The 16382-nt window shown below is 36.1% G+C and carries 17 protein-coding genes; 15 read left to right on the top strand and 2 right to left on the bottom strand.

The window, feature by feature from the left end; all coding sequences use genetic code 11:
- The first annotated feature begins 9 nt into the window (after positions 1-9).
- The 6 genes from BMX49_RS00085 to BMX49_RS00060 all read left to right on the top strand — a co-directional run bounded on the left by BMX49_RS00085 (position 10) and on the right by BMX49_RS00060 (position 4888).
- Entirely contained in the window at positions 10-846 is an 837-nt protein-coding gene (locus BMX49_RS00085; RefSeq protein ID WP_034717562.1) for an OmpA family protein, read from the top strand.
- Positions 847-947: 101 nt separating this feature from the next.
- Positions 948-1595, top strand: a complete 648-nt coding sequence (locus BMX49_RS00080) for an O-methyltransferase (RefSeq protein WP_034717560.1) — start codon at positions 948-950, stop codon at positions 1593-1595.
- Between the two features lie 16 nt (positions 1596-1611).
- Entirely contained in the window at positions 1612-2322 is a 711-nt protein-coding gene (locus BMX49_RS00075; RefSeq protein ID WP_034717559.1) for a C40 family peptidase, read from the top strand.
- A 47-nt stretch (positions 2323-2369) separates the two neighbouring features.
- Positions 2370-2855 carry a DUF1648 domain-containing protein gene (locus BMX49_RS00070; RefSeq protein ID WP_034717558.1) on the top strand — a complete coding sequence of 162 codons (486 nt, stop codon included), beginning with the start codon at positions 2370-2372 and terminating at the stop codon, positions 2853-2855.
- Positions 2855-4099: a 3-deoxy-D-manno-octulosonic acid transferase gene (locus BMX49_RS00065; protein ID WP_034717555.1), complete on the top strand. Its 1245-nt coding sequence runs from the start codon at positions 2855-2857 to the stop codon at positions 4097-4099. The genes BMX49_RS00070 and BMX49_RS00065 overlap by 1 nt, the downstream gene beginning before the upstream one ends.
- Before the next feature lie 144 nt (positions 4100-4243).
- Positions 4244-4888 carry a sigma-70 family RNA polymerase sigma factor gene (locus tag BMX49_RS00060; protein ID WP_034717553.1) on the top strand — a complete coding sequence of 215 codons (645 nt, stop codon included), beginning with the start codon at positions 4244-4246 and terminating at the stop codon, positions 4886-4888.
- A gap of 6 nt (positions 4889-4894) precedes the next feature.
- Here BMX49_RS00060 and BMX49_RS00055 read toward each other — a convergent pair whose 3' ends face one another.
- On the bottom strand, positions 4895-5506 hold the full coding sequence (locus BMX49_RS00055; RefSeq protein WP_034717550.1) for a hypothetical protein: 612 nt from the start codon (positions 5504-5506) through the stop codon (positions 4895-4897).
- Positions 5506-6303, bottom strand: a complete 798-nt coding sequence (locus BMX49_RS00050) for a glycosyltransferase family 2 protein (protein ID WP_511342235.1) — start codon at positions 6301-6303, stop codon at positions 5506-5508. The genes BMX49_RS00055 and BMX49_RS00050 overlap by 1 nt, the downstream gene beginning before the upstream one ends.
- Positions 6304-6365: 62 nt before the next feature.
- On the opposite strand from BMX49_RS00050, the gene BMX49_RS00045 reads away from it, so the two are divergent.
- From BMX49_RS00045 to BMX49_RS00005, 9 genes are all read left to right on the top strand, one after another.
- Positions 6366-6824, top strand: a complete 459-nt coding sequence (locus BMX49_RS00045) for a lipocalin family protein (protein ID WP_034717546.1) — start codon at positions 6366-6368, stop codon at positions 6822-6824.
- Positions 6825-6918: 94 nt separating this feature from the next.
- A complete protein-coding gene (locus tag BMX49_RS00040) occupies positions 6919-9864 on the top strand; it encodes a leucine--tRNA ligase (RefSeq protein ID WP_034717544.1) in 2946 nt (981 codons plus the stop codon).
- A 254-nt stretch (positions 9865-10118) separates the two neighbouring features.
- On the top strand, positions 10119-10982 hold the full coding sequence (locus tag BMX49_RS00035; protein ID WP_034717542.1) for a MotA/TolQ/ExbB proton channel family protein: 864 nt from the start codon (positions 10119-10121) through the stop codon (positions 10980-10982).
- Positions 10983-11053: 71 nt separating this feature from the next.
- Entirely contained in the window at positions 11054-11656 is a 603-nt protein-coding gene (locus BMX49_RS00030; RefSeq protein ID WP_034717540.1) for an ExbD/TolR family protein, read from the top strand.
- Positions 11657-11664: 8 nt separating this feature from the next.
- Complete coding sequence (locus BMX49_RS00025; RefSeq protein WP_034717538.1) at positions 11665-12234, top strand: ExbD/TolR family protein; 570 nt, start codon at positions 11665-11667, stop codon at positions 12232-12234.
- Positions 12235-12266: 32 nt separating this feature from the next.
- The gene (locus tag BMX49_RS00020; protein ID WP_034717536.1) at positions 12267-13106 is read left to right on the top strand and encodes an energy transducer TonB; all 840 of its coding nucleotides are present in this window, start codon (positions 12267-12269) and stop codon (positions 13104-13106) included.
- 72 nt (positions 13107-13178) lie between these two features.
- Positions 13179-13376 (top strand): C4-dicarboxylate ABC transporter, encoded by a 198-nt coding sequence (locus tag BMX49_RS00015; protein WP_246005093.1) that lies wholly within the window; start codon positions 13179-13181, stop codon positions 13374-13376.
- Entirely contained in the window at positions 13366-14238 is an 873-nt protein-coding gene (locus BMX49_RS00010) for a PstS family phosphate ABC transporter substrate-binding protein (RefSeq protein WP_034717534.1), read from the top strand. The genes BMX49_RS00015 and BMX49_RS00010 overlap by 11 nt, the downstream gene beginning before the upstream one ends.
- 101 nt (positions 14239-14339) lie before the next feature.
- Complete coding sequence (locus BMX49_RS00005) at positions 14340-16004, top strand: tetratricopeptide repeat protein (protein ID WP_034717532.1); 1665 nt, start codon at positions 14340-14342, stop codon at positions 16002-16004.
- Positions 16005-16382: the final 378 nt, after the last annotated feature.

Raw genomic sequence — 16382 nt, 5'->3', positions numbered from 1 at the left:
ATAAAAATTATGAATATCGGAAAAATAGGAGCTGTTCTGGGAATGGCAGTATTGATGACTTCATGTGTAAGCCAAAAAAAGTTTGACGCATTGAATACCAACTACGGTCAATGTATCACCAACATCGGCGAAAGACAACGTGAAATTCAAGATTTAAAAGGAGTTAATTCTGGCTTAACGAGCGAAAATGCTTTGTTAAACCGTCAGAATGAAGCTTTGAAAAGTTCTCTTGATGCTTGTCTCTCAAACACTGGAAAAGGTTCTGCCAACATCGATAAATTAATTGGAGAAATCAATTCTTCTAACAAATACATCAAGCAGTTAATTTCGACCAACTCGAAAAATGACAGTTTGAACTTGGCTTTATCGAACAAACTAAAAAGGTCATTGGATAATATCGCCGATAACGATGTTCAGGTGAAAGTACTAAAAGGAGTGGTTATGATTTCGTTGTCTGACAATATGTTGTACAAAACCGGAGATTATAACATTTTACCCGCAGCGCAAGATGTCTTAGGAAAAGTAGCGAAAGTAATTAATGACTACGACACGTATTCTGTATTGATTGAAGGAAATACTGATAATGTTCCTTTGACTTCAAACAATTTACCAAAAGACAACTGGGATCTATCGGCCTTGAGAGCAACTTCAATGGCCAAAGTTCTACAGTCTAGATTCGGTGTTAATCCAGCGAGAATTACTGCTGGTGGACGAAGCGAGTACAACCCGAAAACGACGAATGCTTCAGTGACTGGAAGAGCAGAAAACAGAAGAACGGAAATCATCATCATGCCTAAACTAGATGAGTTTATGAAATTAATGGAAATTGCTCCAGTGAAAAACTAAGCAATAATCTTTTAAATATTAATTCAGCGCTGTTAGAGCTTCAAGCTCTAACAGCGCTTTTTTTGTTTTAAAAGCTTAAATTTGAATTTAAATAATATTTAATGAGTTTTTTTGAGGAACAATGTCCAGAAATGGATGGCTATTTAGAAAATCACACTTCTGTAGAACCTGATATTTTGAAAAGATTGAGAAGGGAAACTTTTCAGAAAACTACCCAACCTCACATGATTTCGGGATATCTTCAAGGAAGACTTTTAGCGATTTTATCAAAAATGATTACTCCTAAAAATATCTTAGAAATCGGAACTTTTACTGGTTATGCGACTTTGTGTCTTGCGGAAGGTTTAGCAAAAGAAGGAAAAATCACCACTTTAGATATTAATGCAGAATTAGCTTATTTGCCCAAAAAGTATTTTCACGAAAGTGAATTTTCCGCTCAGATTGATTTTCAATTAAAAGATGCGAAAGAGTTTTTAAAAGAAACCGATGAGTTTTTTGATTTCGTGTTCATCGATGCTGATAAAGAAAATTATGTCGAATATTTTAATTTGATAAAACCAAGAATCGCAAGTGGCGCAGTTGTCCTTTTTGATAATGTGTTGTGGTACGGAAAAGTCTTAGAAGAAAGTCCGAAACAGAAATCAACGCAAAAAATCAAAGAATTGAATGAGCTGATTACAAAAGATGAAGATTTTGAAAATCTTATTTTACCTTTGCGAGACGGACTTCACCTAATCAGAAAGAAATAAACTTTTAGCAATAACGATGGATAAAGGAATTTGTACAGTTTCAGTGGCTGCAATTCGGGCGGAACAATCGCATCAGTCAGAAATGACTTCGCAGCTTCTTTATGGAGAAACCGTTGATGTTTTGGAAGATAAAGGGAAATTCATCAAAATCAAAATGGATTTTGATGGCTATGAAGGTTGGATCGATGCTCAGCAAATTTCGAAAATATCTGAAGATTATTTCGACCATCGGAAAACGCAGTTGGTCAACAGCACGCTTCAAATGTACAATACTTCCCAAGGCGCGATTCTACTTTCCATCGGTAGTGAAGTGAATTCTGAAAAATCAGAAACTGAATTTTTAAAGAAACAAGACGTCGCAGAAACCGCCAAACAATTCTTAAATGTTCCCTATCTCTGGAGCGGCCGAAGTTTTTTCGGAATTGATTGTAGCGGATTTGTGCAACTCATCTATAAAGTTCACGGTATTTCTTTGCCCAGAGAAGCCCAGCCACAAGCTGAAATCGGTAAGGTTTTAAGTTTCGTTGAAGAAAGTAAAGCTGGAGATTTAGCTTTTTTTGAAAATACGGACGGATTGATCACGCATGTCGGGATGATGCTCAATAATCAAGAAATCATTCACGCCTACGGGAAAGTAAGAGTCGATTTGCTGGATTCCACCGGAATTTTCAATAAAGAGCTCAACAAACACACCCATAAACTGCGATTTCTGCGCAGTATTTTTTGAAAAAATATATTGCCTAATTTAGGGCTTGTTATTTATTTAGAATCATCATGAAAAAACTACCCTTTTATTTAAAGATTATTTCCTTTGTCCTTTTGATTTTTATTTGGGATTATATTTTTATTAACTATCGCAATTTACCGCTGTCTGTGCCCATCCATTTTGATTGGGATGGCAAGCCTAACTTTTTTGTTCCGCGCATTATGATTTGGTTTCTTGCTGGAATCGCCACCTTTATTTATTTGTTGATTTTTTATCTAACCAGAAATATCAATTCTCCCTTATTAGGAATTCCGCAGAAAATTAAAGATAATACTGTGAAAGCTGAACGAATCGTGAGTGTTTTTCATCTTATTGTAATGGTTGTTTTAACAGTGATTACGTACGAAAGTATTGCGGTTGGTATTGGAAAATATGATGCGGTAAGTCCCGTAACCAATTATTTAATTGTCTTACTTTTTATTGGAGTGATCGCGATGATGATTTATTCCTTTAAGATTTCTAGAAAGAACGGTTTCCAAAATCCTCTTACCTAATGTTTTTTTACAACAACTTTATCCGCTTGCTGATATCTTCGATGAGGATCGGCGCCGTTTTCAATTATAAATTAAAGAAAGGACTGGCTGGAAGACGGCAAAGCTGTGATATTGTAAAATCGAAATTATCTCTCGAAGACAAAGTCATTTGGATGCACGCTGCCAGTTTGGGCGAATATGAACAAGGTCTTCCCGTCCTCGAAAAACTTAAGGATCAATATCCGACTCACAAAATCTTAGTTACGTTCTTTTCACCGTCTGGTTATGATAATGTCATTAAAAAAGATACGATCGCTGATGTGGTTTGCTATCTTCCCTTTGATACTGAAAAATGGATGCAGGAATTTACCTCCAACTTTAAAACAGATATTTTCTTCACCGTAAAATATGATTACTGGTATCATCTGCTGGAAGAATTGAAAAATCAAGAAGCGAAGATTTATGTCGTTTCTGCTCTGTTTTATGAAACTCAAGTTTTCTTTAAGGCCTATGGAAGTTGGTTTGTAAAACAGTTGAAGAAAAATGTAGACTTTTTTTTCCATCAAACAAAACACTCTACGGCCTTAGCCAAAGGAATTGGTTTAAAAAATTCGATAACCACTGGCGACACTCGCTACGACCGAGTTCGAAAACTAAGAACAAGAGATAATTCTGTCGACTTTATTGAGGAATTTAAACTTGATCACAAAACAATTATTTTTGGTAGCTCCTGGGAGGCTGAAGAACGCCTGGCAGAAATTGTTGCCGCAAATAATAAAGACGTTAAATTGATTATTGCTCCACACGATTTAAAAAGAGTGGCTGCGATTCAGACGATTTTTCCCGCCGCAGTTCTGTATTCGCAGATTACCGACAAGTCATCCGTTCGTTATTCAAATGTAAAAGTTTTGATTATCGATTGTATCGGTTTGCTTTCTAAACTTTATTCTTATGGAGATATCGCAGTAGTTGGAGGTGGTTTTCATTCAAAAGGGCTTCATAACATTTTGGAAGCTGCAACTTTTGGAATGCCCGTTTTTTTCGGAGATCAGTATACCAAAAATCCTGAGGCTGATGAACTGATTGCAAAAAATGGTGGTAAATCGTTTGAAGATGAATTCTTCGCCGCACCCTATATTTTAGCCCTGTTAAAGGATGCTGCTTCTTTAGAAAAGATGGGGAATAACGCACGAGCTTTTATCGAAGAACAACCGATTGCTTCGAATATTATTGTAGAACACCTTATTAAAAACAGTAATTCGTAATTATTTGTAACCTTTTCACAGGCGCTGAACTCTATTAAAAAGGGAACAATGTAACCGTCATTGAAAAAAATCTTTACATCTTTAAATTGGTTTTTGAGCAATCTTCAGCCAGGTTGCAGGTCGATATCACAAAATAATGCAGTTATGAATACGCAAAATCAATACTCAGATTCAGAATTGATTCAGAAAATCCTTCATAAGGAAACGGCTCTTTTTGAATTGATTATCCGTCGTAATAATCCGTCCCTCTACCGAATTGGTAAAATGTATCATTTCAATCATGAGGATACGCAAGATTTGATGCAAGAATCTTACATTCAGGCTTATTCACATTTAGGTCAGTTTGAAAATAGATCTTCTCTAAAAACCTGGCTTTCTAAGATTATGGTCAATCAATGTTATAAAAAGACCCAGAAATGGAGTACCAAAAACATTGAGTCTTTAGAAAATAATACGCAAATTTTCAACAAACTATCTAGTATCGAAACATCGAATAAAGTAATGAATACAGAATTAAGTTCAGTCATAGAAAAAGCTTTACTCCACATTCCAGAGGATTACCGAACTGTTTTTACCTTGCGCGAAGTGAATGGTTTAAGCGTTGCAGAAACTGCAGAAGTTTTGGAAATCAGCGAAAGCAATGTAAAAGTGCGTCTCAACCGCGCCAAGACTTTCTTAAGAACAGAAATTGAAAAATTTTACAATAAGGAAGAGATATTTGAATTTAATCTGATCTACTGCGATGCCATGGTCAATCGCGTCATGGCGAAAATTAGTTTGATGATTTAAAGCTTCTTACTTTAATAAACCTTCCGCTTTTATCCCTTTTAGAATCAAATCAATATCATCAGGAATATTTTCAGGTTCGAGCCAACTCCAGAATAATCCATTGTGAAGTGCTAATTCTTCCAAACTTTTGTTTTGCACAATTTGCTGTTGAACTTCTTTGTAATTTTCCCTTAAGTCCAAAAAGTAATCAGGATCTAATTTCTTAGTTAAAACTAAAGAGCGAAAAATTTTATTGAGCAGATAGATAAAGAGTTTATAGTGATCCGCACTTTTGGATAGGTTTTTCAAAGTTTCACTCACCAATAAAAGGGCTAATGAAACTTCGCCGAATTTATCAGTCGTAATTTTGACGTGTTCCGTTATTTTCGCACTAATTCTTCGGATGCTTGGCAAGAAATATTTAGTTCGTCCGTACCTTTTTACCGCAGCTAAAACTTCTTCTTTAATTAAAGTTTCCATTTGATTTCTTTTCTCATCCGCCGTTTCAGGATCGATGAGTTCGAAATAAAGACGGTGCGATAAAATCCGATCTTTTTTGAGCAAACGAATAATCAATTTATCTTTTTCAGCAGAGGTGAAATTCGAAATTGCCTCCTTAAATTCTTTCGAGTATTCCATCAATTAAAAATTTTTGAATATTTCATAAATCCATTTATAGCCCAGTTTGCCGTGTAGTAAAAAGATTTTAGAGTTGAGAAATGCATATAATCTTTGTAGACCAAATACTGATCTTTCATAATATTGGTTTTCTTTCTAGAAATACTGCTGGCATGCATTCTATATTTTGCCATTGTTTTGTTTAATGGTTTACCGACCGGAATTTTTTGTAATAAATTCAGCCACATGACATGATCTTCGCGTTTACTTCCCGAGGGGAAAAACTCTTTGCCAACTCTTTCTGAGTCATACATTGAACTTAATAAAGATAGGCGACAAGTTTTGAGCAGATTTTTAAAAGTCACCTCTTTGTCAGCCTGGAAATCAGCAATCTTGGGAACTAAATTTTCATCACATCTCGCATAGTTCGAATAAGCCAGTTCGGCTTTTTCTCTTTTCATAAAGGAAACCATTTCTTCTAAAAAGTTAGCTTCCCAAAAATCATCAGCATCTAGAAAAGTAATATATTTCCCGCTGGCTTTTTCTAAAGATAAGTTTCGCGCATTTCCCGCGCCAGCATTTTTTTTTGCAATCGTTAAAACAACTCGGGGATCATTAATTTTTTTGATAATTTCGACTGAATTATCCGAAGAACAATCATCGGTAATCAACCATTCCCAATCAGTAAATGTTTGGTTTAAAACAGATTGAATGGTTTCTGGTAAAAATCGGGCAGAATTATAGCAAGGAGTAATAATCGAAACTTCGGGCATGTTATTCAGGTTTTCAAAGCAAAGATAATTGAATAAAAAACAAATGGTAAATAATAAACGGTACAAGGTTTGTGTTATATGTAATACATAACATAAAACTAAACAGTATGAAAAAGTTATTGGTAATTAGCACCGCAATTATTTTAGCGTTATTGGTAAGCTGTCGTAGTGACCGTGATAACGATGAACAGCAGTTAATGCTCACCGGCAATTGGCGGCCAGACAAAATTGTATCGGTTTCAACGCAAAACGGCACAACGACTACGACAACAATTGTCACCAACGATTGTCAGAAAAAAGGGAGATTACTTTTTAACAGTAATTTATCTGGTAACGTAACATATTGGGACGATGCGACTGATACGTGTGAAATAGCGCTCAATGTAGATTTCGCGTATACGTTCAATCCAGATACGAAACAATTTACCATTACCATCAATAATAACACAATGGAAGGTATTGTCTCTATCTTAACAGATAATAGTTTAGTTGTTAATTATATTGATCGGAGTAATCCGGCAATTGTAAATAAGGTGGAAATCTCTGCGACCAAAGTGCCCAACTAATTTCTTGGTTTTTATTAAAGAATTTTCCTCATCTGCACAGGTGAGGATTTTTTCATTTCAAAACCTTAAATTTGTGATTTAATTAAATTACGAAATGTTCTACGACCATCAATCCATCGAAAAGAAGTGGCAGAAATTCTGGGAAGAAAATCAAACCTACAAAACTAGTAACGCAACCGATAAACCAAAATTTTATGTTTTGGATATGTTTCCTTATCCTTCTGGAGCGGGTTTACACGTTGGTCACCCACTAGGTTATATTGCTTCAGATATTTATGCGCGATATAAAAGACACCAAGGTTTTAATGTTTTGCACCCGATTGGTTATGATTCTTTTGGTCTTCCAGCGGAACAGTATGCCATTCAAACTGGGCAGCATCCAGCGGTTACGACGGAAGAAAATATTACGCGGTACGAACAGCAGATGCGTAGAATTGGATTTTCGTTTGATTGGAGTCGCGAAGTAAGAACTTCTGATGCCTCTTATTACAAATGGACGCAGTGGATTTTTATTCAGCTTTTTGATTCATGGTACAATCAATCAACGGATAAGGCGGAACCAATTTCAGAATTAATTAAACATTTCGAAACTCATGGAACTCAAAATTTATCAGCTGTTCAAAATGACCCATTGAGTTTCACTTCAGAAGACTGGAAGAATGCTTCTGAATTAGATCAACAGGATATTCTTTTAAATTATCGTTTGGCTTATCGAGCTGAAACGACCGTGAATTGGTGTCCAGGTTTAGGAACCGTTTTGGCCAATGATGAGGTGAAAGATGGTAAATCTGAACGTGGCGGCTATCCCGTTTTCCAAAAGAAAATGATGCAGTGGAGCATGCGCATTACGGCGTACTCTGAAAGATTGTTGCAAGGTTTAAATAATTTAGACTGGCCGCAACCATTGAAAGATGCACAAGAATACTGGATTGGAAAATCTCAAGGAGCTTTGGTGACTTTTGATGTGGAAGATTCTGCAGAAAAAATTTCAGTTTTTACCACACGTCCCGACACGATTTTCGGAGCAACCTTTATGGTTTTAGCCCCGGAAAATCCTTTGGTTAAAACTTTAACCATCGAAGGTCAACAAGAAGAAGTTGAAAATTATATTGAACAAACTTCTAAGAAAACCGAGCGCGACCGTATGTCTGACGTGAAGAACGTGAGTGGTGCATTCACGGGAAGTTATGCTTTGAATCCATTTACCAATAAGGAAATGCCAATCTATATTTCGGATTACGTATTGATGGGTTACGGAACTGGTGCTGTGATGGCGGTTCCAGCGCATGATGAACGCGATCATCGTTTTGCGAAAAAATTCGATTTATCGATTGTAAACGTTATCGAGAACGATAATGATATTCAGGAAGAGTCTTTTGATTCTAAAGTTTCGCTTTGTGTGAATTCAGAATTTCTTAACGGTTTAAAATATGACGACGCCAAAACTTTAATTATTAGCGAAATTGAAAAGAGAAATATCGGGCACGGCACTACCAATTACAGACAGCGGGATGCGATTTTCTCACGTCAAAGATACTGGGGAGAGCCAGTTCCCGTTTATTATAAACAAGGAATGCCTTATACCTTGCCGATTGCTGCTTTACCTTTGGAACTTCCAGAAGTTGAGAAATATCTTCCAACCGAAGATGGCGATCCACCTTTAGGAAATGCCCAAAATTTCGCTTGGGATGAAGCGAATCAGAAAGTGGTTTCGACAAAACTAATTAATAACGACACTGTATTTCCATTAGAATTATCGACCATGCCAGGTTGGGCAGGGAGTTCTTGGTATTTCTTAAGATATATGGATCCGAATAATGAAGAAGTTTTGGCAGATAAAAATCTTTCTGATTATTGGGGACAAGTTGATTTGTATATAGGTGGAAGTGAGCATGCAACCGGACATTTACTATATGCTCGTTTCTGGAATATGTTTATTAAAGACCGAGGATACATTAATCATGAAGAACCTTTCAAAAAACTCATTAATCAGGGGATGATATTGGGCATGAGTGCTCATGTATACCAAAGTAATTCCACCGAAGTCATTTTAGAAGATGGTACAACCACAGAAATCTTTGGAAAATTGGTAGTTGTTTCTGAAGACTTAATTGAAAATGATAAAAAATATTTATATTCAGAATTACCTACTGAAATACAAAAAGTATTTGGAGATCAGAAACCTTCTGCACTTAGTTTTTACGTGACTTTCGTTAAGAAAAGTATTGATATTTCTTTACTAATCAATAGTTCCAATGCTGTTAATACTTTAGCGCTTCGCGATTGGCGGGCTGAATTTAAAGATGCGGTCTACGTTAAAAATGTAGATGGAAAATTATTGTCAGAACGTGAAGTCGAAAAAATGTCTAAATCCAAATACAATGTCGTCAATCCGGATGATATCTGTGATGAGTTTGGAGCAGACTGTTTACGATTGTATGAAATGTTCTTGGGCCCTTTGGAACAATCAAAACCGTGGAATACACAAGGTTTAAGTGGAGTTTATGGTTTCTTGAAGAAGCTTTATAATCTCTACTTCAATGGAGATGATTTCGAAGTGTCCGATGAAGAACCAACCAAACAGGAATATAAAATTCTGCATACTTTAATTAAAAAAGTGGTGTTTGATATTGATCATTTCTCCTTTAACACCTCGGTTTCGCAGTTTATGATTGCAGTAAACGAATTGCAAAAATTGAAAACGAATAAAAGAGCGATCTTAGAACCATTGGCAATTATAGTTTCACCTTATGCGCCACACATCGCAGAAGAATTGTGGAGTAGGTTAGGTCACGCTGATTCAATTGAGTTTTCCCCTTTCCCGAAATTTGAAGAAAAGTATCTCGTGGAAGACGAGATCGACTATCCTGTAAGCTTTAATGGCAAGATGAGGTTCAAATTAAGTTTATCGGCAAGCTTATCGATACCAGAGATTCAGGAAATAGTGTTGGCTGAGGAACGAACACGGGAACAACTGCAAGGAAATATTCCCAAAAATGTGATCATAGTCCCGAAAAAAATAATTAATATTGTTCTCTAAAGGTAAACATCAAAATAATATTTATAGTGCAATCAAAAATAGCTGCCACCTATTACTGATGATTTTTTAAAGGTATTTTTAAAACTGGCTATAATAGTCAGTATTTGAATCATTTTTTGAAGATATATTAATCTTACTTTGAAGGATCGTCCAAAAAAATATTTGTAATAGCTGTCAAGAACTTGCATTATTAAATATTTTAACTTTATTTTACAAATCGAAAATTTAAAATAACAATTATAATTTAGTTTAGTATGGAAATGAATGTTTCAAACAACGAGGAGCAAGTAGTTGCTAAAAAATTAGGAGGTTTAAATCCTGCCCTAATACTGCCTATTCTTTTAGCGATAGGGTATTTAATCTATTATTTTGTTTTAGGAAGTCCAGGGAATTTCAAACCAGATCCTAGGTTAACCGGTGCTTCTGTAGCATTTTCTGATGTAGAAATTAAAGAAATTTCTCCTGAAGGATTTATGGGAATTATCTACATGGGTGGACCAATCGTTCCTATTCTTATTTCTTTCATGATTATCGTAATCGTTTTCTCAATCGAGCGTGCTTTAGTTCTTAAGAAAGCTGCAGGAGCAGGTAATGTTGATAACTTCGTGTTATCAGTAAGAAGATTACTTAGCCAAAACAAAATTGATGAAGCTTTAGAAGAGTGTGACAGACAGCAAGGTTCTGTAGGAAATGTTGTGAAAGAAGGATTAACTACTTATAAAGCATTATCTCATGATTCTACGATGAATAAGGAACAGAAAATGGTTGCGCTTAATAAATCAATTGAAGAAGCTACCACTCTTGAAATGCCAATGTTAGAGAAAAATATGATGATCCTTTCTACCTTAGGTACTGTAGCGACATTGGTTGCTCTACTAGGAACGGTAATTGGGATGATTAAGGCTTTCCACGCACTAGGTTCAGGAGGTGGAACACCAGATTCAGCTGCATTATCAGTTGGTATTTCTGAAGCGTTAATTAACACGGCTTTAGGTATTGGTACTTCTGCGGTTGCGATTATTTTCTACAACTATTTTACTTCTAAGATTGATGGATTAACGTTCAAAATTGACGAAATCGCTATGTCAATCCAGCAGTCATTCGCAGAATTCCACTAAGAATTCTCGACCGATTGGAGTTCTTTAAAAAAGATCTCAAAATGCAGAAGTTTAATAATAAATAATTTACAATGGCGAGAGTCAAACCAAAAAGACATAATATAAGGGTAGATATGACGGCGATGACCGATGTATCATTTCTACTCCTTACGTTTTTTATCCTCACGGCTCAGTTTGCAAAACCTGATATCGAGACGATAACCACGCCATCTTCTATATCTGAAAAGCTTCTTCCAGACGCTAGTCTTATGACTATTCTTAGTACTACAGACGGAAGATTCTATTTTACACCAGTTGAAAACGGAACCGAGCGTATGGCTCTTCTGAATAATATGGGCGAGAAGTATGGTATGACATTTACTGATAAAGAAAAGGCAGCCTTTGCCAATGTTCAGTCAGTTGGAGTTCCAATGAATCAATTAAAAGGATTCTTGGATCTTTCGGATGATGACCGTAAAGCTTACAAAAGCAAAACGGGAATTCCGATGGATAGTACAAATAAGCAGTTAATAGATTGGGTACAACAAAGTTTAGCCGTTAATCCTGATTACAAATTAGCAATCAAAGGAGACGTAGAAACAAAGTATCCTAAAGTTAAATCTTTATTTGAAGGATTAAGAGATATAGATTTCTTGAAGTTCTGGTTAATAACAAGTCAAGAAACGGCACAATAATATAAGAAATGGCAGACGTACAAGTACAAGACAAAGGCGGGAAAGGCGGCAAGGTTCGATCTAAGAAATCGGTACCTCACGTAGATCTTACCCCAATGGTGGATTTGGCTTTCCTTTTGATTACATTCTTTATGTTAGTGACGACTTTTAACAAACCGAATGTGATGGATTTAGGGCTTCCGGCAAAACCGAAAGTAAATGAACCAAAACCTGATACAGAAATTGATTTAACCAACTCTATTTCATTAATTATAGGAAAAGACAATAGAATTTTCTATCACCAGTTAGCTCCCAGCGAACTTACCCCAGCGGCACTTCAGGAAACTAGTTTTGATAGAAATGGGATTACAAAAGTAATCGAGCAAGCAAAAGCCAGAGCTAAGGATCAAACCAAATTTACGGTTATTATCAAGCCAACTGACGATGCAGTATATAAGAATTTCGTAGATATTCTGGATGAAATGGCAATTACCAAAAATGAGATATACGGTATTACTGATGTCAAAAAAGCGGAACAAATTGTTTACGATCAAAAAGTAGGTGGAGCACCAAGTGCCCCAACACCAGCTACCAACTAGAATAATACTTTTAATATTTAAAAGAAAGAATAATGGCAGATGAAAACACTTACAACAGTAGTCCAGGATTGGATGAAATTGTATTTGAAAATAGAAATAAAGCGTACGGTGCCTATGATCTAAGAACTTCTTACCGATCAATGTTAACCAAAGCTTTCATACTTGGGACGGTTTTGTTCTGTATTGCCGCGATCACTCCGTTTGTAATAATGAAAATTAAACAAATGCAGGCGAAAGAGACAACAGAAGTAAATGCCAATTTAATTGACATTCTTCCGGAGCAAGAACAAATTATTGAGCAACCCAAGGATGAACCACCTCCACCACCGCCGCCACCAAAAGAAGAACCTAAACAAGAGGTGATTCAGAACGTAGTGCCGGAACCAGTGAAGGCGCCAAAGGTAGAAACTCCGCCGCCACCAATTAGCGAGCAGCTTAAAACTACTACCGGTGTTGTTGCACAAGAAGGGGTGAAGACTCCAGCTTATGCTCCGCCGCCACCTCCGCCAGGACCTACTAAATCTACAACAGTGGAAGTGAAACCTCAAGTTTCTGCAACACAAGTTTATACTGAAGTAGAGCAGTTAGCAGAATTTCCGGGAGGGATTAACAAATTTAGAAGCAGTGTTCAAAATAACTTTGATACTGGAGTGATGGATGGTGATGAAGGTGTTGTAAAAACAACAATTACTTTCGTAGTTGAACGTGATGGTTCAATCACTGATATTAAAGCTGAAGGTCCTAACAAAGGATTTAATTCTGAAGCAATCAGAACCGTGAAATCAGTTAAAAATAAGTGGTCTCCTGCAAAAATTAATGGTCAAGCGGTACGATACCGTTATAGATTACCGCTAACAATGCAGTTCGAATAATATTTTTAAATAAATAGATAGAAAAGAGGAGTGAAAGCTTCTCTTTTTTATTTTTTTTGTAGTTTTGTTGATATGATATTTAATTGGCTTTCGATAGTTGCTGGCTTTTTCTATCTCTTATTGGGAATAGTCGTCATCATCTATAAATTCTTCGTCATTTTTTTAGAACCGAATGTGGCTTATAGTTTAGGCGGTTTATTTATTCTATATGGCGCTTTCAGAATTGTACGCTCAATCTACAGAATCCGAGAACAAAGAAATGAAGAATAGTTTATTATTAATGATAAGTCTTTTTGTGCTTTTAGTATCGTGCAAAAAGAAATCGTCTCGGGTAATTGATAGTCCTCAACAAGGTGAAATTACTATGGAAGTTGATGAGTCTTTCGCCAGCGTTTCAGAGGCGTTGACCAATCGCTATATGGCACTTTATCCATCGACTAAAATTAATTTAAAAATTAAGAAAGAAGATCTTGCATTTTTAGATTTGTTAGAAGGAAAGGCACGAGTAATCGTTATGTCTCGTGATCTCAGTGAAGGTGAAAAACGAGCTTATAAAAAAGTAACAAGTTTAGATTGGCTGCCGGCAAAATTTGCTGCCGATGCTGTGGTATTTATTGTTCCTAAAGATTCACCGCGTGAAAACATCTCCGTGGAAGAGATTAAAAAAATCTTAAACAATTCCCAAAAGGATATTATTTTTGACGGAACTAATTCTAGTAATCTAAATTTCGTCGCCCAGAAAATTAATTCAACGCCCGACAAATTGCAGTTTTCAATAATTAATGGAAATAAAAATTTAGTCGAGCAATTAAATAAGTTTCCAGATAAGATTGGTGCCATTGGTTTTAATACCTTGAGCAGACCATACGACCCTGAAGCAGAACTTTTGAGAAACTCTGTTAAAGTATTAAAAGTTGTTGAAAATAATAAGTCTTACGAACCAAGAGTAGAAAATCTAAAAGATATGTCTTATCCCTTTACACGAGTATTGTATTTTCTGACAAATGAGAGATATTTTGGCCTAGGAAATGGATTTATTCGGTTTTCGTGCACTCAGTTAGGGCAAATTGTAGTTTCAAAAGAGGGTTTACAACCTTACCATCTTTTCAAAAGAGAAGTTCAGATGCGTTAAATTTTATTAAAGTTTGCGTTCATAACAATCCCCCTTAATTTTGGTATAAAAATTGGGTATTACCAAGTCGATAGTTAGTATAATAAATTAAACAATATAAAATGAAAGATATAATGAATTTAACGAAGAAAATCGCCTTCGGGGTTTCAGTAGGTTTTTTGTCTAATTTTTCTTTTGGTCAAACTTTGCAAGAAGGAATAAATAGTGCCGATAGTCATAAATATGCTCAAGCAAGAAAAGTATTTACAGAGATGGTTGCAAAATCTGCAACTGCAGATAACTATTTTTATTTAGGAAATTCTTATTTAACACAGTTCGAACCGAATTTTGAGAAAGCTCAGGAAGATTTTGACAAAGGTTTAGCCATCGACAAGAAAAGCAATCTTAATAAGATTGGTTTAGCTTCGGTTAAATTGGGGAAGGGAAATAAAACTGCAATTCCAGAAATTCAAAGTATTGTAAAGGATTCTAAAGAGAAAGATGCGGAAGTTCTATATAGAGCCGCAGAAGCGATTACAATGTTTGGTGGAGCGGCAAATGCTGACTTGGCAATTGACTATTTAAACAAAGCCGTCGAAAGATCCGCGAAAAACGGAACTCCAGCACACTATTATTACACTTTAGGTGATGCTTATCGTTTAAAATTAACAAATAGCCCTCAGGTTGCAGGTTCTGCGATGACTGCTTATGAAAAAGCACTACCAAGCGCGAAAAATAAGGCGTCGGTATTTACAAGAATTGGAACACTTTGGATGCAGGCGCAACAATGGAAGCCAGCTAAAGAAAACATAGATAAAGCAATAGCTTCTGATCCAACTTACGCTCCAGCTTATAAAGCGAAAGCGGGTTATGAAATTAAATATCAGCAAAATGCCTTGGCAACTCAGGATTTAATTAATTATGCAAAATATGCTGACGAAGATCCCGACACTCAACTGGAAATTTCTAAACTCTTCTTCACAAACGAAGATTACGGAAACTCCAAAATGTATTTGGATAAAGTTTTTGATAAAGTAGAAGACCCTATTAAATATAAATTAAGAGCATATTTACTTTATGCAGATGGTGATTATGCCGATGCGAGAACAAGTATGGATTCTTTCTTAGCTAAAGCTGAGAAATCAAGAGTTCAAGCAGCAGACCAAGGATTACAAGGACTTATTGCTGCAGGTTTAGCGCAGAATGAAACCGATCCCGTTAAAAAAGCATCTTTAAAGACTGAAGCGCTTCAGAAAATAGCCATAGCGAAGGCAGCCAAAGACGATACGATGAAGTGGGATGAGGAATTAGTGAAGATTAAAGGTGGTGGTGGTGTGAACCAAGCCTCTGTAGATGCTGGTACAACAAGTCCGGAAATTGAAGCTTTAAAAAAACAAGTTGCTGCTAAACCGCAAGATACCGATGCTTTGTTTAAATTGGCAAATGCCTATCAAGAAGTAAAAAACTGGGACGGAGCGATCCACTCTTGGCAAAAAATGAGCGGATTGCTGCCAAATTGGGCACCTGCTTATTATAGTCAGGGTTATTCTCAGCAACAAGCGGGAAATAATGAGTTAGCAAAAATAGCGTACGAGAAGTATATTGCGACTGTAAAAACTGAAGAGGTAGAAAGTAGTAAAGAAGTTCTATCGTATGCGTATTTTGCGGTTGCTTACCTTGACAAAGACAGTAATCCTGCAAAAGCAAAGGATTACGCTAGTAAATCGGTTATGTTAAATCCTTCATATGAAGATGCGGTTAAACTGAATAACGATCTGAATAAATAACATTTATTTACGATTCACACATAATCCCTATCGAAAGATTGGGATTTTTTTTATGTTTGAAATAATTTCGATCTCCTTTTTATACTATTTGACCTTACCTTGCATCGTCTTAAAGTTAAACTTTTCCTGATAGTGCCTTTTGTGGTCCGTTCGCTCTTTCTGCGTCTTAAGGTGTTTTGATGATTTTCCCACATCTCGTTTTCAGGCTGTTCGTTTCAATTGTCCAAGCTCGTAAATTTCCTTTCGCTCCTTGCGGTATTCCACTACGATCCCTACCGCAGACTAGGACTCCGATTGACACGTCCGTCCTGAATTAAGACATTTAGATAAAGTGGATAACTTTGTTTTCACTGTACTTATCGTTAAATCAGGCACATA

Origin of the sequence: Kaistella antarctica (assembly GCF_900109615.1) — a bacterium.
Classification (GTDB): domain Bacteria; phylum Bacteroidota; class Bacteroidia; order Flavobacteriales; family Weeksellaceae; genus Kaistella; species Kaistella antarctica.
Note: the sequence above shows the minus strand (reverse complement) of the source record. Positions and strands in the feature narration are given on the sequence as shown.